Source organism: Pseudomonas sp. NPDC090755 (assembly GCF_044769005.1).
Taxonomy (GTDB): domain Bacteria; phylum Pseudomonadota; class Gammaproteobacteria; order Pseudomonadales; family Pseudomonadaceae; genus Aquipseudomonas.
This window is the reverse complement of sequence record NZ_JBIVXC010000002.1, coordinates 589,411-604,335: the sequence shown is the minus strand read 5'-3', so window position 1 is coordinate 604,335 and position 14,925 is coordinate 589,411. Positions and strand designations below refer to the sequence as shown.

Below are 14,925 nucleotides of genomic sequence, written 5' to 3'. Positions count from 1 at the left end.
ATGCGATTACCGCCGAACCAGCAACACCCCACTCTCCATGTGGTGCGTATACGGGAACTGGTCGAACAACGCACAGCGCTCGATACGGTGCGTGTCGTGCAACTGGCCGATGTTCGCCGCCAGGGTTTCCGGATTGCAGGAGATGTACAGGATGTTGTCGAATCGCCGGGTCAGCTCGCAGGTGTCCGGGTCCATGCCGGCACGTGGCGGGTCGACGAAGACGCTGCCGAACTGGTAGCTCTTGAGGTCGATGCCTTCCAGGCGGCGGAACGGCCGCACCTCATTGAGCGCCTCGGTCAGCTCTTCGGCCGACAGGCGCACCAGGCGCACGTTGTCCACGCCGTTGTCGGCCAGGTTGTGCAGCGCGGCATTGACCGAGGTCTTGCTGATCTCGGTGGCCAGCACCTGGCGCACCCGGGTGGCCAACGGCAGGGTGAAGTTGCCGTTGCCACAGTACAGCTCCAGCAGGTCGTCCTGACGTTCGCCCAGCGCCTCATAGGCCCAGTTGAGCATCTTCTGGTTCACCGTACCGTTGGGCTGGGTGAAGGCCCCTTCGGGTTGGCGATAGCGGAAGGTGCGGCCGGCCACTTGCAGTTCTTCGACGGCATAATCGCGGCCGATCACCACGCGCTTGCCCTTGGAGCGACCAATGACGCTCACCCCCAGGTCGCTGGCCAGTTGCTGTGCGGCCGCTTCCCAGTGCTCGTCCAGCGGACGGTGATAGCACAGGGTGATCATCGCATCGCCCGCCAGGGTGGTCAGGAACTCCACCTGGAACAGTTTGAAGCTCAGCGCCGAACTGGCCTGCCAGGCGGCCTTGAGGCGCGGCATCAGTTCGTTGATGCGCAGGCTGGCGATGGGGAAGTCTTCGATCAGGATCGGCGTGTACTTCTCGCCGGGGGCGAACATCGCATAGAAGCGCTGCTCGTTCTCGCGCCACAGGCGGAACTCGGCGCGCAGGCGATAGTGCTCGCGCGGCGAGTCGAACAGCGCCGGCTCAGGCGCATCGAAAGGCGCCAGCAGCTCGCGCAGGCGCGCGGCCTTGGCGTCGAGCTGCTGGGTGTAGGACGAAGGATCGAAGACAGCACTCATGCGTTGAACCAGCCCAGCTTGATGACGAACAGGATCGAGAGGATCACCAGGGCCGAGTTGAGGTCACGGCCACGGCCGGAGATCAGTTTGATCGCGGTCCAGGAAATGAAGCCGAAGGCGATGCCGTTGGCAATCGAGTAAGTCAGTGGCATGGCCAGGGCAGTGATCACCACGGGGGCGGCTTCGGTGACGTCGTCCCAGTTTATTTCCGCCAGGCCCGAGGCCATCAGCACGGCGACGAACAGCAGTGCAGGCGCCGTGGCGAATGCCGGTACGCTACCGGCCAAGGGTGCGAAGAACAGCGCCAGCAGGAACAGGATGGCGACCACGATGGCGGTCAAGCCGGTGCGGCCACCGGCACTGACGCCGGCGGCGGATTCGATGTAGCTGGTCGTGGTCGATGTGCCCAGCAGGGAACCGGCCATGGCTGCGGTACTGTCGGCGATCAGGGCCCGGCCCATCTTCGGCATGTGGCCATCCTTGCGCATCAGGCCGGCGCGCTTGGCTACGCCGATCAGGGTGCCGGAGTTGTCGAACAGGTCGACGAACAGGAAGGCGAAGATCACGCTGACCAGGCCGATATCCAGGGCGCCCTTGATGTCCAGCTGCAGGAAGGTCGGGGCCAGGGACGGTGGCATCGACACCACGCCGCCGAACGGCGTGACGCCCAGGGCGATCGAGGCGATGGTGACGGTCAGGATGCCGATCAGCACGGCGCCACGGACCTTCAGGGCCTCCAAGGCGACGATCAGGAAGAAGCCCAGGGTGGCGAGGATCGGTGCCGGTTGCTTGAGGTCGCCCAGACCCACCAGGGTTGCCTTGTTATCGACGACGATGCCGGCATTGTGCAGGGCGATCAGCGCCAGGAACAGGCCGATACCGGCGGCAATCGCCGAGCGCAGCGGCAGCGGGATGCTGTTGACGATCCATTCCCGGATGCGAAAGATCGACAGCAGGAAGAAGCACACCGCCGAGATGAACACCGCGCCCAGGGCCACCTGCCAGGTGTGGCCCATGTGCAGGACCACGGTATAGGTGAAGAAGGCGTTCAGGCCCATGCCCGGTGCCAGGGCGATCGGGTAGTTGGCGATCAGGCCCATGGTGGTCGAACCGATGGCCGCTGCCAGGCAGGTGGCGACGAACAGCGCACCTTTGTCCATGCCGGTCTCGCCGAGGATGCTCGGGTTGACGAACAGAATGTAGGCCATGGCCAGGAAGGTGGTGACGCCCGCAAGAATCTCGGTGCGCACATTGGTGTCGTGTGCTTTTAGTTGAAACAGCCTTTCCAGCATGCCTGCTCCCCGTGGCGCGCCCCGGCGCCGTGAATGTATCGACCCCCCTCAGCAAAGCACAGACCGTACCGGCGGGCGTGTGCAAGTTGAATTGGGTCGGAAAAAAGCCGCGCATCATACCAGCATGCTCGCCAAGGGGTAATCAATGTCTCTAAACACTGGAGATGTGTGCAGTTTCAGGGCGTTTTTCCCGATCAACTACGCTTGAAAGACAGACACAGGAGAACGCCCATGAGTCATAGAGCCCTGATCGTAGTTGCCGAAGGCGTTGACGACCTGCAATGCGTGACCCTGATCGACGTGTTGCGCCGCGCCAAGGTAGAGGTGGTGGTGGGCAGCATCGAAGGGCGACGGATGCTCACCTGCGCCCGGGGCACGCGCTTGACCGCCGATGGCATGCTGGTGGATATCCTGGCCCAGCCGTTCGACCTGATTGTGTTGCCTGGCGGTGAAATAGGCGCCAAGCACATGGCCGCGCACCAGCCCTTGCAGCAGCGGGTGGTCGAGCAGGCCAAGGCCGGGAAACTGTTTGCGGGAATTGCCGAGGCGCCGGCATTGGCCTTGCAGGCCTTTGGCGTATTGCGCCAGCGGCGCATGACCTGTCATCCGGATGTCAGCCAGCAATTGTCCGGGTGCAATTTTGTCGACCAGCCGGTGGTGGTGGATGGTAATTGCATCACGGCCCAAGGCTCGGGGGCGGCACTGGCGTTCGCCCTGACACTGGTGGAGCACCTGGCCGGCAAGACGGTCAGGGCGCAGGTGGCGGGGCCGTTGCGGGTTTGACCGGGCTGGCCTCATCGCCGGCTACGCCGGCTCCCACACCCTACATGCCATATGAAAACTGTGGGAGCTGGCATCGCCAGCGATGAGGTCCTGAAGGTCAGTCCCGGGGCTTGCTGTGCATATGATCCCGCGCCGCCAGGGTCGGGAACAGCTTGATCCACACCCCGGTCACCACCAACGTACCCACCCCGCCCAGCACCACCGCCGGCACTGTGCCGAACCAGTGCGCGGTCAGTCCCGACTCGAATTCGCCGAGCTGGTTGGAGGCACCGATGAACAGCCCGTTCACCGCGCTGACCCGACCGCGCATTTCATCCGGTGTTTCCAGCTGCACGAAGGCGCCGCGTATCACCATGCTGATCATGTCGGCCGCCCCGAGCACCGCCAGCACCGCCAGGGAGAACCAGAACGAGGTCGACAGGCCAAAGGCGATGGTCGCCACGCCGAAGATGCCCACGGCGGTGAACATCACTCGGCCCACCTTGCGTTCCACCGGGAAGCGCGCCAACCACACCGACATCAGCAAGGCGCCCACCGCCGGTGCCGAGCGCAGCAGGCCCAGGCCCCAGGGCCCGGTGAGCAGGATGTCCTTGGCGAACACCGGCAGCAGCGCCGTGGCACCCCCCAACAGCACCGCGAACAGGTCCAGGGAAATCGCGCCGAGGATGTCCGGACGGCTGCGGATGAAGCGGATCCCGGCCAGCAGCGACTCCAGGCTGGCGCGGCCCTGCTGTGGCTGCTGCGCGCGGACGCTGAGGCTGAGGGTCAGCAGGCAGGCGCAGACGTACAGCAGCACGGTCGGGCCGTACACCCAGACACTGCCAAAGGCATAGAGAAAGCCGCCCACGGCCGGGGCGACGATGGTCGCCGCCTGCATCGCCGAGGCCGAAGCGGCCACGGCGCGGGGAAACAGGCCCGAAGGCACCACGTTGGGCAACAGCGCCTGGGTGGCGGGCATCTCGAAGGAGCGGGCGCTGCCGAGCAGGAAGGCCAGGACGAAGATCAGCTCGCGAGAGACGTTGTCGGTGCTGCTGCCGACCACCAGGGCCACGGCGATCAGGGCCTGGGCGCTCTGGCACAGGGCGGCGACACGGCGCCGGTCGAAGCGATCGGCGACGTGACCTGTGTGCAGCATGAACAGCACCCGCGGGGCGAACTCCACCAGGCCGACCAGGCCAAGGTCAAGGACGTTGCCGGTTAGCTGATACAGGTGCCAGCCGATGGCCACGGTGAGCATCTGGAAGCCGCTGGCGGTACACACCCGCGCCAGCCAGAAGGCGAGGAAAGGACGGTGGTGACGCAACAACAGCAGATGGTCTGGCATCGGCGAAACAGAGCCTCGGCGGGGTGAACGGCGGTGCAGATTACCATCAGTTTGTAACAACAGGTTGCGGAGTGTTCGGGCACTGCTGGCTTTATGCACTGTTTTGGGGCACACAAAACCAACGACAACTGATCTGCGGCAATCAACCACACAACTGCGCGGGCCTTTCAGGACTATCCTTTCAGGCAACCGTTGATCTGGATCAATAGTTTCATTTGCAACGGTAGGGCCATACGGCCGAATTCCCTGCGTTGTGACGTTTTTAGAACAATTCCAACCAGCCACACTCGCCTACCGTGGGGGCAGTTGGCGCCAAGGCTCACCGCCTGACGCCGGATTACCTGACAGAGGAAGCACTATGTTCGGATTAGAGGCACTTGATCTCGCCCGAATTCAGTTCGCATTTACCGTGTCCTTTCACATCCTGTTCCCGGCCATCACCATTGGCCTCGCGAGTTACCTGGCGGTGCTCGAAGGGCTGTGGCTCAAGACCAACAACAGTGTCTACCGTGACCTTTACCATTTCTGGTCGAAAATCTTTGCCGTCAACTTCGGCATGGGCGTGGTTTCCGGCCTGGTCATGGCCTATCAGTTCGGCACCAACTGGAGTCGGTTCTCCGACTTCGCAGGCTCCATCACCGGGCCGTTGCTGACCTATGAAGTACTCACTGCCTTCTTCCTGGAGGCCGGTTTCCTGGGTGTCATGCTCTTTGGCTGGAACCGTGTCGGCCGCGGCCTGCACTTCTTCGCCACGGTCATGGTGGCCATCGGCACGATCATTTCGACCTTCTGGATCCTGGCCTCGAACAGCTGGATGCAGACCCCGCAGGGCTACGAAATCGTCAATGGCGTCGTGGTTCCGGTGGACTGGTTCGCCGTGATCTTCAACCCGTCCTTCCCTTACCGCCTGGCGCACATGGCCACGGCCGCATTCGTCGCCACGGCGTTCTTCGTTGGTGCCTCGGCGGCCTGGCACCTGCTGCGCGGGCGTGACAACCCGGCGATCCGCAAGATGCTCTCGATGGCCATGTGGATGGCCCTGATCGTCGCCCCGATCCAGGCCGTGATCGGCGACTTCCATGGCCTGAACACCCTCAAGCATCAGCCGGTCAAAATCGCTGCGATCGAAGGCCACTGGGAAAACGTCGGGGACGAGCCGACGCCGCTGATCCTCTTCGGTATCCCCGACATGAAGGCCGAGACCACCCACTTCAAAGTGGAGATTCCGGCCCTGGGCAGCATCATCCTGACCCACAGCCTGGACAAGCAAGTCCCGGCGATGAAGGAGTTCCCGAAAGAAGACCGGCCCAACTCCACCGTGGTGTTCTGGTCGTTCCGCATCATGGTTGGCCTGGGCATGCTGATGATCCTGGTCGGCCTCTGGAGCCTGTGGCTGCGCAAGCGCGACAAACTCTACAGCTCGCGTCCGTTCCTGTACCTGACCCTGTGGATGGGGCCCTCCGGCTTGATCGCGATCCTGGCCGGCTGGTTCACCACGGAAGTCGGCCGTCAGCCTTGGGTGGTCTATGGCCTGATGCGCACCGCCGACGGTGTCTCCAACCATAGCTATACCCAGCTGGGGGTGACCCTGGTGATGTTCGTGGTGGTCTATTTCGCCCTGTTCGGTGCGGGTATCGGCTACATGATGCGCCTGGTGCGCAAAGGGCCGAAGACCGGCGAAGGTGAGGAAACCAACCCCGGTGGCCCTGGGCAGAAACGCACCCCGGCACGGCCGCTGTCCGCTGCCGACGACCATCCTGAAGACGGCGAGCACGCCAGCCTGAGCAAGGGGAACTGAGTCATGGGTATTGATCTTCCGCTGATCTGGGCCGTGATCATTATCTTCGGCATCATGATGTATGTGGTCATGGACGGTTTCGACCTGGGGATCGGCATTCTCTTTCCCTTCGTCAAAGGCGAACAGGACCGTGATGTCATGATGAACACCGTCGCACCGGTCTGGGACGGTAACGAAACCTGGCTGGTGCTGGGAGGTGCCGCCTTGTTCGGTGCCTTCCCGATGGCCTATGCGGTGGTGCTCTCGGCGCTGTACCTGCCATTGATGCTGATGCTGATCGGCCTGATCTTCCGCGGCGTGGCCTTCGAGTTTCGCTTCAAGGCCAAGGCTGACAAGCGCCACCTCTGGGACAAGGCATTCATCGGCGGTTCGCTGGCGGCCACCTTCTTCCAGGGCGTGGCCCTGGGCGCCTTCATCGAAGGCTTCAAGGTGGTCGACCGCAACTTTGTCGGTGGCACCCTGGACTGGCTGACGCCGTTCAGCCTGTTCTGTGGCCTGGGCCTGATCGTCGCGTACGCCTTGCTCGGTTGCACCTGGCTGATCATGAAGACCGAAGGCAAGCTGCAATTGCAGATGCATGACCTGGCCCGTCCACTGGCGCTGGTACTGCTGGCGGTGACCGGTATTGTCAGTATCTGGACGCCGCTGGCCCATCCGGATATCGCCGAGCGCTGGTTCAGCCTGCCCAACCTGTTCTGGTTCCTGCCGGTGCCGATCCTGGTGCTGGTGACCTTGTACGGCTTGCTCCGGGCGGTGGCGCGTAACGCCCACTACACCCCGTTCCTGCTGACCCTGGTGTTGATCTTCCTGGGCTATAGCGGTCTGGGCATCAGCCTGTGGCCGAACATCATCCCGCCCTCGGTGTCGATCTGGGATGCTGCCGCGCCGCCGCAGAGCCAGGGCTTCATGCTGGTCGGGACGCTGTTCATCATTCCGTTCATCCTCGGTTACACCTTCTGGAGCTACTACGTGTTCCGCGGCAAGGTGACCCATGAAGATGGCTACCACTAGGAGGGCCGGTCATGACAGGCAAACACACCGTCGATGAAGAGAAAAAACCGCTCTGGCAACGGCTGGGCTGGTTGGTCCTGATCTGGGGCGGCAGCGTGGTGGCCCTGGGGGTAGTGGCCTGGTTGATGCGCCTGTTCATGAGCGCTGCCGGCCTGAGCACCCACTGACACAACTTCCCATCCCGCCTTGCGGCGGATCTTCAACCCTTCGCAGCCCCAGCTGCGAAGGGTTTTTTTTGTGCGGGTGGATGGGCACTGTAGCCGCAGCCTGCCGGCAGCGGCTACGGTCCCGTGCAGAGCATTGCGTTATTTACGCGCCTTGAGCACCACGAACTTGGGCGTAGCCGCCACTTGCTCGACACCTCGGAACAGGCGCGCCAGTTTGCTGTGATAACCCAGGTGACGATTGCCCACGATGTACAGTGCACCACCGACCACCAGGGCTTCGCGTGCCTGCTGGAACATGCGCCAGGCCAGGAAGTCACCCACCACCTGTTGCTGGTGGAAGGGCGGGTTGCACAGCACCACATCCAGCGACTGTGCAGGCTGGCCGGCCAGGCCGTCACCGGCCCTTACATCGACTTCACGCTCACCCAGCGCCGCTTGCCAGTTTTCCAGCGCCGACCGGGTCGCCATATAGGACTCGTCGACCAGGGTGTAGTGGGCCTGCGGGTTGGCCAGGGCGCTGGCGATGGCCAGCACGCCATTGCCGCACCCCAGGTCGGCGACCCGGGCCGAGCCCAGGCTGGTGGGCAGGTGGGGGAGGAATGCGCGGGTGCCGATGTCCAGGCCTTCGCGGCAGAACACATTGGCATGGTTGAGCAGTTCCAGGCGCGGCGCATCCAGTTGGTAGCGGGTCGGGTACGGCGAGGTGAAAGGGCCTTTGCTTTCGGCCGTGGCGATCAGCAGGCGGGCTTTCTTGCGGGCCAGCGAAGCCTGCACCGGGCCGATGTATTTTTCCAGCAGGTCACCCGCCGCGCGCGGCAGGTGTTTGATCATCGCCCCGGCGATCACCTGGGCACCCGGTGCCAGATGCCCCTGAAGACGGATCAGCTGTTCCTCGAGCAGGGCCAGGGTCTTGGGTACGCGCACCAGCACCCGTTCGAAGGTGCCTTGCCAGTCGAGGCTGGCCGGTGTGAACGGCACGGCGTCGAACGCCCGGCCGTTGCGCACCAGGTTTTTCTCCAGGCCCAGGCGGGACAGGTGCGAGTCGCCACTGCTGCATACCGCCAGTTTTCCACTCAGGCTGATCGCCAGGGCGCCAAAGCTATCGTTGAGCACCAGCACGCGGGTAGCAGGCGCCGGGGCCTGTTCGGCCAGGTGCTCCAGCAGGTATTCGTCGGCAGCATCGAAGGCTTGCAAGGGATCGTTGGCTTGCTCGGGCTGGCGGAGCAGGTCGAGTTCGGCGAAGGGGCTGGTCAGCAAGGGCATGGCGTAAGGCTCTGGGGCAAGGACACGCCGCGCATCCGGCGGCGTTCTACAGGGCCGTGATTCTACAGGGCTTTGCCTTGCAGGGGTTATTCCAGCAGTCCGTTCATGGCGGCAATGGCAATGGCGCCGGCCTTGTTGCTGGTGTTCAGTTTGGTGATGACGCTGCGGATATGGAAATTCACCGTGCTCTGCGACAGGCTGAGAATACAGGCGATGTCGGCGGCGGTCTTGCCGGCGGCGGACCACTTCAGCACTTCGGTTTCGCGCTCGGACAGGTGGTAGGAGGGAGTGGCGCTGGCAAACTGTCGATCGAGCATCACGGTGTGCATCAGGTTGCACAACCAGATGGTCTGGCCTGCCTTGTCATAGAATTCATTGAGTTCAACGGGTGTGTGGCTGCGAACCACGCTGACCATGCTCTGGTTGTGGCGCGCGTCGTGGGCTGCCTGGCTCCAGCCGTGTCGAAGTCCATGGGAGCGCGCCTCCTCCCAGAACTGCGGTGTCTCTCGGAAGACCTCATCGTGCCAGAGAATGGGTAGCAGGGAGCGATGGCAATGGGCTACTATTGGGTCGAACTTCACATAGTCGCCGCTCTGGTAACTCGCGTTCCAGGCTTCGGGGTAGTTGTTGTAGATCCTGACCTGCGGGTGCTGGGTGGCAATCTGCACCCGCATGCTGAATGACAGGTACTCCATACCCAGTTGTTGTACAAGGGAAACGGCTACGTCGAATAAACGGTGCTCGCAGGTTTCACTCAGCAACTGTTGTAGTTGTTCCTCTTTCCAATGAGGCATGGCGAAAATCTCGCGCTGAAGTGGATCCGTACTCCGATTAGGTGAAAAGCATTGTAGGAAATGTCCGACGGATTTGTTGGGTTTTTTTGCTATAGATTTGTGAGACTTTCTGTCAGACCAGTTCTTGATGTTGACGATGGGCATCACTGCCGGGCGATGCCATTACAATCCGGCGGTGTTTATCCCGGCCTGTTTGCGCGACACTGTGCGCATCTGATTCTTGGAGCCCGTCATGACTGCCAGCGCTGAAAAGTTCACCCGCCAGACGTTGCTCGACGTCCAGCCGCTGACCCCCAGCCTGTTCAGCCTGCGCACCACCCGTGATCCGGGTTTCCGCTTTCGCTCCGGCCAGTTCGCCCGCCTGGGCGTGACCAAGGCCGATGGCAGTGTGGTCTGGCGCGCCTATTCGATGGTCTCGGCGCCCCATGACGAACACCTGGATTTCTTTTCCATCGTCGTGCCGGGGGGCGAGTTCACCAGTGAACTGAGCCGTCTGAGGGAGGACGACAGCTTGTTGATCGACCGTCAGGCCTTCGGTTTTCTGACCCTCGATCGCTTCGTCGATGGGCGTGACCTGTGGTTGCTGGCCACCGGTACCGGTATCGCACCGTTCGTGTCGATCCTGCAGGACTTCGAGGCCTGGGAACGTTTCGACTCGATCAAGCTGGTGTACTCGGTGCGCGAGGCGAAGGAGCTGGCCTACCTGGACCTGATCGCTGGCCTCGAACAACGCGACTACCTGGCCGAGTACGCGGGCAAGCTGCAGTTCATTCCGGTGGTTACCCGTGAACAACACCCGGGCGCCCTCACTGAGCGCATCACCACCCTGATCGAGAACGGCGAACTGGAGCGCGCCGCGGGCCTGGCACTGACGCCGGAGCATTCGCGGGTGATGCTCTGCGGCAACCCGCAGATGATCGATGACACCCGCCAGGTGCTCAAGGCGCGCGGCTTGAACCTGAGCCTGAGCCGTCGTCCGGGGCAGGTGGCGGTGGAAAACTACTGGTAAGCCGGCAGACAAAAAAAACGGCGCCCTCGGGCGCCGTTTTTTGTGGGTGATTTCAGGGTTGCCGGTTCTGCGACTTGAGCAGGTCGCGGATCTCGGTCAGCAACACTTCTTCCTTGGTGGGGGCCGGTGGTTCGGCCGGGGCAGCTGCTTCTTCGCGCTTGAGGCGGTTGATCGCTTTCACGCCCATGAAGATTGCGAAGGCGACGATCACGAAGTCCAGCACGGTCTGGATGAATTTGCCGTAGGCCAGCATCACGGCGGGTGCTTCGCCTTCGGCCTCCTTGAGGGTGATCGCCAGGTCACTGAAGTCGACGCCGCCGATCAGCAGACCGATAGGGGGCATCACCACATCGCCTACAAAGGATGAAACGATTTTGCCGAAGGCCGCGCCGATGATGATACCGACGGCCATGTCGACCACATTCCCTTTGACCGCAAAGGCCTTGAATTCACTGAGCACGCCCATGGTTTATTCCTTGTAACAGATGAGGTTGGTAACCGCAGTTTAAATCAGCTATGCGCATCATGCGCCGCGCAGCGGCTACAGACCGCAGTTATATCGAATAGTTTTGTCGATTTCCGGGGCCGTGGAGGTTACCGAGGTCAGTTATGATGGTGCCTTTTTGCAGAGGACCGTCCCCATGGCCAAGGCCAAGCGCATGTACGGCTGCACCGAGTGCGGCGCGACCTTCCCCAAGTGGGCCGGGCAGTGCGGTGAATGCGGCGCCTGGAACACCCTGGTCGAGACCGTGGTGGAAAGCGGTGGCGCCGCGGCGCCCAGCGGTCGCACCGGCTGGGCCGGGCAACAGGCCCAGATCAAGACCCTGGCTGAAGTCAGTGTCGAGGAAATTCCCCGCTTCACCACCGCCAGCGCCGAACTGGACCGGGTGCTGGGCGGCGGCCTGGTCGATGGCTCGGTAGTGCTGATCGGCGGCGACCCGGGCATCGGCAAGTCGACCATCCTGTTGCAGACCCTGTGCGCCATCGCCTCGCGCATGCCGGCGCTGTACGTCACTGGCGAGGAGTCCCAGCAGCAGGTGGCGATGCGTGCACGGCGCCTGGGCCTGCCCCAGGACCAGCTACGGGTGATGACCGAAACCTGCATCGAAGCGATCATCGCCACCGCCCGGGTGGAAAAGCCCAAGGTCATGGTCATCGACTCGATCCAGACCATCTTCACCGAGCAGTTGCAGTCGGCCCCGGGCGGCGTGTCCCAGGTGCGCGAAAGCGCGGCCTTGCTGGTGCGGTACGCCAAGCAGAGCGGTACGGCGATCTTCCTGGTCGGCCATGTCACCAAGGAAGGCGCGCTGGCCGGCCCGCGGGTGCTGGAGCACATGGTCGATACCGTACTGTATTTCGAGGGCGAGTCCGATGGCCGCCTGCGCCTGTTGCGGGCAGTGAAGAACCGTTTTGGTGCGGTCAACGAACTGGGCGTATTCGGCATGACCGATCGTGGCCTGAAGGAAGTCTCCAACCCCTCGGCGATCTTCCTCACCCGCGCCCAGGAAGAGGTTCCCGGCAGCGTCGTCATGGCCACCTGGGAAGGCACCCGGCCGATGCTGGTGGAAGTCCAGGCGCTGGTCGACGACAGCCACCTGTCCAACCCGCGGCGGGTGACCCTGGGCCTGGACCAGAACCGCCTGGCCATGCTCCTGGCGGTGCTGCATCGTCATGGCGGCATTCCGACCCACGACCAGGACGTGTTCCTCAACGTGGTGGGTGGGGTCAAGGTGCTGGAAACAGCCTCCGACCTGGCATTGATGGCGGCGATCATGTCCAGCCTGCGCAACCGTCCGCTGGACAACAGTCTGCTGGTGTTCGGTGAGGTCGGCCTGTCGGGCGAGGTGCGCCCGGTGCCCAGTGGCCAGGAGCGCTTGAAGGAGGCGGCCAAGCACGGTTTCAAACGCGCCATCGTGCCCAAGGGCAACGCACCCAAGGAAGCACCGGCCGGCCTTCAGGTGATCGCCGTGACACGGCTGGAGCAGGCCCTGGACGCCTTGTTCGAGTAACCGGCAAATAAAAAGGGCCGATGCATGTGCATCGGCCCTTTTCATTTGCGGTGGATACGTCAGTGTTCGGCAGCGGCCGTCTGGCGCTTGGCCGGCGGGCTGTCCTCACTCTCGTCGAGCAGCGGTACCTCCTTGCCCTCGGCGTCGAACAGCTTGCCATCCTTGAAGTAGTCGCCATCACGCAGTGCCGAGATATCGGAGTACTGGATGGTACGTTCGTAGGCGGCGGCGAACACCGACTGCTGGTCGGAGTTACCGGCGGTGAAGTGGTTGAAGATCAGGTTGAGCAGAATGGCCATGATCGCTGCCGAGCTGATGCCGGAGTGGAAGATGGTCTCGAACCAGTTCGGGAAGTGGTGGTAGAAGTTAGGCGCGGCGATCGGGATCATGCCAAAACCCAGCGAGGCGGCGACGATGATCAGGTTGACGTTGTTCTTGTAGCTGACCTTGGACAGGGTGCGGATACCGCTGGCGGCTACGGTGCCGAACAGCACGATGCCTGCGCCACCCAATACCGGGGTCGGTACCGCGGCGATGACCCGGCCCATGACCGGCAGCAGGCCGAGTACCACCAGGATGACCCCGCCAGTGGCTACCACGTAGCGGCTCTTGACCCCGGTCACGGCCACCAGGCCGACGTTCTGGGCGAAGGCGCTCTGGGTGAAGGAGCCGAAGATCGGCGCCAGGATGCTCGATGCCATGTCGGCGCGCAGGCCGTTGCCCAGGCGCTTGGAGTCGACCTTGGTGTCGATGATCTCACCCACCGCGAGGATGTCCGCCGAGGTTTCCACCAGGGTCACCATGATCACGATGCACATCGACAGGATCGCGGCGATGTGGAAGGTCGGCATGCCGAAGTGGAAGGGCGTCGGGAAGGCCACCAGCGGGCCTTCGGCGACCTTGCTGAAGTCGGTCATGCCCAGGGCCCAGGCGATCAGGGTACCGACCACCATGGCCAGGAGGATCGACAGGCGCGAGATGCTGGCGCTGCCCAGCTTGCTCAGCAGCAGGACGATACCGAAGGTCATGGCGGCCAGGCCGATATTGGCCATGCTGCCGAAGTCCGGTGCCTGGCTGTTGCCGCCCATCACCCAGCGCGCGGCGACCGGCATCAGGGTCAGGCCGATGGTGGTGATGACGATACCGGTCACCAGCGGCGGAAAGAATTTGGTGATGCGTGAGAACACCGGGGTGATCAGCAGGCCGATCAGCGAGGCCGCCATGACCGCGCCCAGTACGCCGGGCATGCCGCCGCCACTTTCGTTACTGAGGATCGCGCCCATGGTCGCCACCCCGGCAAACGAGACCCCTTGCACCAGCGGCAGTTGGCAGCCGAAGAACGGCAGGCCGAGGGTTTGCAACAGGGTGGCCAGGCCACCGGCAAACAGCGACGCGGCAATCAACAGGCCGATGTCCGCAGGCGTCAGACCCGCTGCCTGCCCGAGAATCAGGGGTACGGCAACGATGCCGCCATACATGGTCAGAACGTGTTGCAGGCCATACGCCAGGTTGGCACCTAGGCCCAGGTTCTCGTCTTCGGGACGTGCTGCTGAAGACGTGCTAGAGGAGGACGTATTCATGAGGCGGGGTCTCAGTTTTATTGTTGTGGCGCTACTGTAGACAAGTCCTACATCCCTGCGCCAGAACAATTGTATACAATTTTTAGATCGGCGTAGGAACAGTCTGAGCGCCAGTTTGGGTGCCTGGGTGGATGCAGTTATCGTTCCAACGCGTGCACGCAGGCCTCGCAAGGCTGCGTGAAAACTGACGAGAGGGGTAAGAAAGCTGTCCAAATGGACAGAAACGCAGGAGAGAGGAAAACAGGTAGCAGGCTAAGCTATTTTATTATTCGATCAATTCACGCAGTTCGCGCATCATTTTGGGGTTGTCGGCCAGGTTGAGCTCCATCAGACGGCGCAAATGGCACGATGAGTCGATATCGGTACGCAGGCAGACGAAACCCAGCCGATTGCCTTCCTCATGGCGCAGTTCCACCTGCATCCATAGCGTTACCTCTTCCCCCAGGTGGACAAGGGCCTCGAAATCCTGGGTCAGGTCGGGTTCCCAAGGCTCCGGGCACTTGATCAGCAAACCCTTGAGGGACAGGTCAATCAGCTCGACCGGCCAGCGCCGATCGCCCTGGCGCAATTCGGTGGGGCCATCGAAGGCAACACGATGGAAACGTCGACGTTCTTGGTGGTCGCTCATGATCAGGCACTCCGGGGTCTTTCCTGACTATAGCTCAGGCCTTGCCAAGGCTCGCGCAAGGGCGCATAACGACTGCTGTGCGTACCGCGTTGGAGGCTCTAGACCAACGTGGGGGCTGGTCTTTCCTGCCAGTATCGCTAGACTCCAAGGGCTGTCTTTCATCCATTAGTGGAAG

14 protein-coding genes are annotated in these 14,925 nt (G+C 62.7%); 6 read left to right on the top strand and 8 right to left on the bottom strand.

Translation table 11 applies throughout. From position 1 onward, the window contains the following. Window positions 1–6 precede the first annotated feature (6 nt). Both trmA and ACIQUS_RS06720 read right to left on the bottom strand, forming a co-directional pair. Window positions 7–1,092 (bottom strand): tRNA (uridine(54)-C5)-methyltransferase TrmA, encoded by a 1,086-nt coding sequence (gene trmA / locus ACIQUS_RS06725; RefSeq protein ID WP_403044500.1) that lies wholly within the window; start codon window positions 1,090–1,092, stop codon window positions 7–9. After that, on the bottom strand, window positions 1,089–2,384 hold the full coding sequence (locus ACIQUS_RS06720) for an NCS2 family permease (RefSeq protein WP_403044497.1): 1,296 nt from the start codon (window positions 2,382–2,384) through the stop codon (window positions 1,089–1,091). Before ACIQUS_RS06720 ends, trmA begins: the two co-directional genes overlap by 4 nt. Window positions 2,385–2,615: 231 nt before the next feature. On the opposite strand from ACIQUS_RS06720, the gene ACIQUS_RS06715 reads away from it, so the two are divergent. Further along, on the top strand, window positions 2,616–3,167 hold the full coding sequence (locus ACIQUS_RS06715) for a DJ-1 family glyoxalase III (protein WP_403044494.1): 552 nt from the start codon (window positions 2,616–2,618) through the stop codon (window positions 3,165–3,167). A gap of 97 nt (window positions 3,168–3,264) precedes the next feature. Here ACIQUS_RS06715 and ACIQUS_RS06710 read toward each other — a convergent pair whose 3' ends face one another. Next, a complete protein-coding gene (locus tag ACIQUS_RS06710; RefSeq protein WP_403044491.1) occupies window positions 3,265–4,491 on the bottom strand; it encodes an MFS transporter in 1,227 nt (408 codons plus the stop codon). A gap of 358 nt (window positions 4,492–4,849) precedes the next feature. Here ACIQUS_RS06710 and ACIQUS_RS06705 point away from each other — a divergent pair, with 358 nt between their 5' ends. Genes ACIQUS_RS06705 through ACIQUS_RS06695 form a run of 3 tightly spaced genes read left to right on the top strand, consistent with a single transcriptional unit; the run spans window position 4,850 to window position 7,467 of the window. After that, complete coding sequence (locus ACIQUS_RS06705; protein WP_403044488.1) at window positions 4,850–6,289, top strand: cytochrome ubiquinol oxidase subunit I; 1,440 nt, start codon at window positions 4,850–4,852, stop codon at window positions 6,287–6,289. Between the two features lie 3 nt (window positions 6,290–6,292). Continuing rightward, a complete protein-coding gene (gene cydB / locus ACIQUS_RS06700; RefSeq protein ID WP_403044485.1) occupies window positions 6,293–7,300 on the top strand; it encodes a cytochrome d ubiquinol oxidase subunit II in 1,008 nt (335 codons plus the stop codon). 11 nt (window positions 7,301–7,311) lie between these two features. Continuing rightward, window positions 7,312–7,467 (top strand): DUF2474 domain-containing protein, encoded by a 156-nt coding sequence (locus ACIQUS_RS06695; RefSeq protein ID WP_403044482.1) that lies wholly within the window; start codon window positions 7,312–7,314, stop codon window positions 7,465–7,467. Between the two features lie 138 nt (window positions 7,468–7,605). Here ACIQUS_RS06695 and ACIQUS_RS06690 read toward each other — a convergent pair whose 3' ends face one another. Together ACIQUS_RS06690 and ACIQUS_RS06685 are read right to left on the bottom strand one after the other, a co-directional pair. Beyond that, a complete protein-coding gene (locus tag ACIQUS_RS06690) occupies window positions 7,606–8,730 on the bottom strand; it encodes a methyltransferase (protein ID WP_403044479.1) in 1,125 nt (374 codons plus the stop codon). A gap of 86 nt (window positions 8,731–8,816) precedes the next feature. Beyond that, window positions 8,817–9,524, bottom strand: coding sequence for an autoinducer binding domain-containing protein (locus ACIQUS_RS06685; RefSeq protein ID WP_403044476.1), 708 nt, complete (start codon window positions 9,522–9,524; stop codon window positions 8,817–8,819). A 232-nt stretch (window positions 9,525–9,756) separates the two neighbouring features. On the opposite strand from ACIQUS_RS06685, the gene ACIQUS_RS06680 reads away from it, so the two are divergent. After that, the gene (locus ACIQUS_RS06680) at window positions 9,757–10,533 is read left to right on the top strand and encodes a ferredoxin--NADP reductase (protein WP_403044473.1); all 777 of its coding nucleotides are present in this window, start codon (window positions 9,757–9,759) and stop codon (window positions 10,531–10,533) included. Window positions 10,534–10,585: 52 nt separating this feature from the next. Here the strand turns inward: ACIQUS_RS06680 and mscL are convergent, their stop codons facing one another. Continuing rightward, the gene (gene mscL, locus ACIQUS_RS06675; protein ID WP_403044471.1) at window positions 10,586–10,999 is read right to left on the bottom strand and encodes a large-conductance mechanosensitive channel protein MscL; all 414 of its coding nucleotides are present in this window, start codon (window positions 10,997–10,999) and stop codon (window positions 10,586–10,588) included. Between the two features lie 175 nt (window positions 11,000–11,174). Between mscL and radA the strand changes: the two genes are divergently transcribed. Then, window positions 11,175–12,542, top strand: coding sequence for a DNA repair protein RadA (gene radA / locus ACIQUS_RS06670; RefSeq protein ID WP_285862151.1), 1,368 nt, complete (start codon window positions 11,175–11,177; stop codon window positions 12,540–12,542). A 59-nt stretch (window positions 12,543–12,601) separates the two neighbouring features. Here the strand turns inward: radA and ACIQUS_RS06665 are convergent, their stop codons facing one another. Continuing rightward, the gene (locus tag ACIQUS_RS06665) at window positions 12,602–14,122 is read right to left on the bottom strand and encodes a nucleobase:cation symporter-2 family protein (RefSeq protein WP_403044469.1); all 1,521 of its coding nucleotides are present in this window, start codon (window positions 14,120–14,122) and stop codon (window positions 12,602–12,604) included. 265 nt (window positions 14,123–14,387) lie between these two features. Then, complete coding sequence (locus tag ACIQUS_RS06660; RefSeq protein ID WP_403044466.1) at window positions 14,388–14,750, bottom strand: PilZ domain-containing protein; 363 nt, start codon at window positions 14,748–14,750, stop codon at window positions 14,388–14,390. Between the last annotated feature and the right edge of the window lie 175 nt (window positions 14,751–14,925).

Excerpts from the sequence above, each read along its gene's own strand:
- ACIQUS_RS06660 (WP_403044466.1), bottom strand. The coding sequence starts at position 14,750 with ATGAGCGACCACCAAGAACGTCGACGTTTCCATCGTGTTGCCTTCGAT.
- ACIQUS_RS06720 (WP_403044497.1), bottom strand. The coding sequence starts at position 2,384 with ATGCTGGAAAGGCTGTTTCAACTAAAAGCACACGACACCAATGTGCGC.
- ACIQUS_RS06695 (WP_403044482.1), top strand. The coding sequence starts at position 7,312 with ATGACAGGCAAACACACCGTCGATGAAGAGAAAAAACCGCTCTGGCAA.
- trmA (WP_403044500.1), bottom strand. The coding sequence starts at position 1,092 with ATGAGTGCTGTCTTCGATCCTTCGTCCTACACCCAGCAGCTCGACGCC.
- ACIQUS_RS06680 (WP_403044473.1), top strand. The coding sequence starts at position 9,757 with ATGACTGCCAGCGCTGAAAAGTTCACCCGCCAGACGTTGCTCGACGTC.
- ACIQUS_RS06690 (WP_403044479.1), bottom strand. The coding sequence starts at position 8,730 with ATGCCCTTGCTGACCAGCCCCTTCGCCGAACTCGACCTGCTCCGCCAG.
- ACIQUS_RS06685 (WP_403044476.1), bottom strand. The coding sequence starts at position 9,524 with ATGCCTCATTGGAAAGAGGAACAACTACAACAGTTGCTGAGTGAAACC.
- ACIQUS_RS06665 (WP_403044469.1), bottom strand. The coding sequence starts at position 14,122 with ATGAATACGTCCTCCTCTAGCACGTCTTCAGCAGCACGTCCCGAAGAC.
- radA (WP_285862151.1), top strand. The coding sequence starts at position 11,175 with ATGGCCAAGGCCAAGCGCATGTACGGCTGCACCGAGTGCGGCGCGACC.
- ACIQUS_RS06715 (WP_403044494.1), top strand. The coding sequence starts at position 2,616 with ATGAGTCATAGAGCCCTGATCGTAGTTGCCGAAGGCGTTGACGACCTG.
- mscL (WP_403044471.1), bottom strand. The coding sequence starts at position 10,999 with ATGGGCGTGCTCAGTGAATTCAAGGCCTTTGCGGTCAAAGGGAATGTG.
- ACIQUS_RS06705 (WP_403044488.1), top strand. The coding sequence starts at position 4,850 with ATGTTCGGATTAGAGGCACTTGATCTCGCCCGAATTCAGTTCGCATTT.
- ACIQUS_RS06710 (WP_403044491.1), bottom strand. The coding sequence starts at position 4,491 with ATGCCAGACCATCTGCTGTTGTTGCGTCACCACCGTCCTTTCCTCGCC.
- cydB (WP_403044485.1), top strand. The coding sequence starts at position 6,293 with ATGGGTATTGATCTTCCGCTGATCTGGGCCGTGATCATTATCTTCGGC.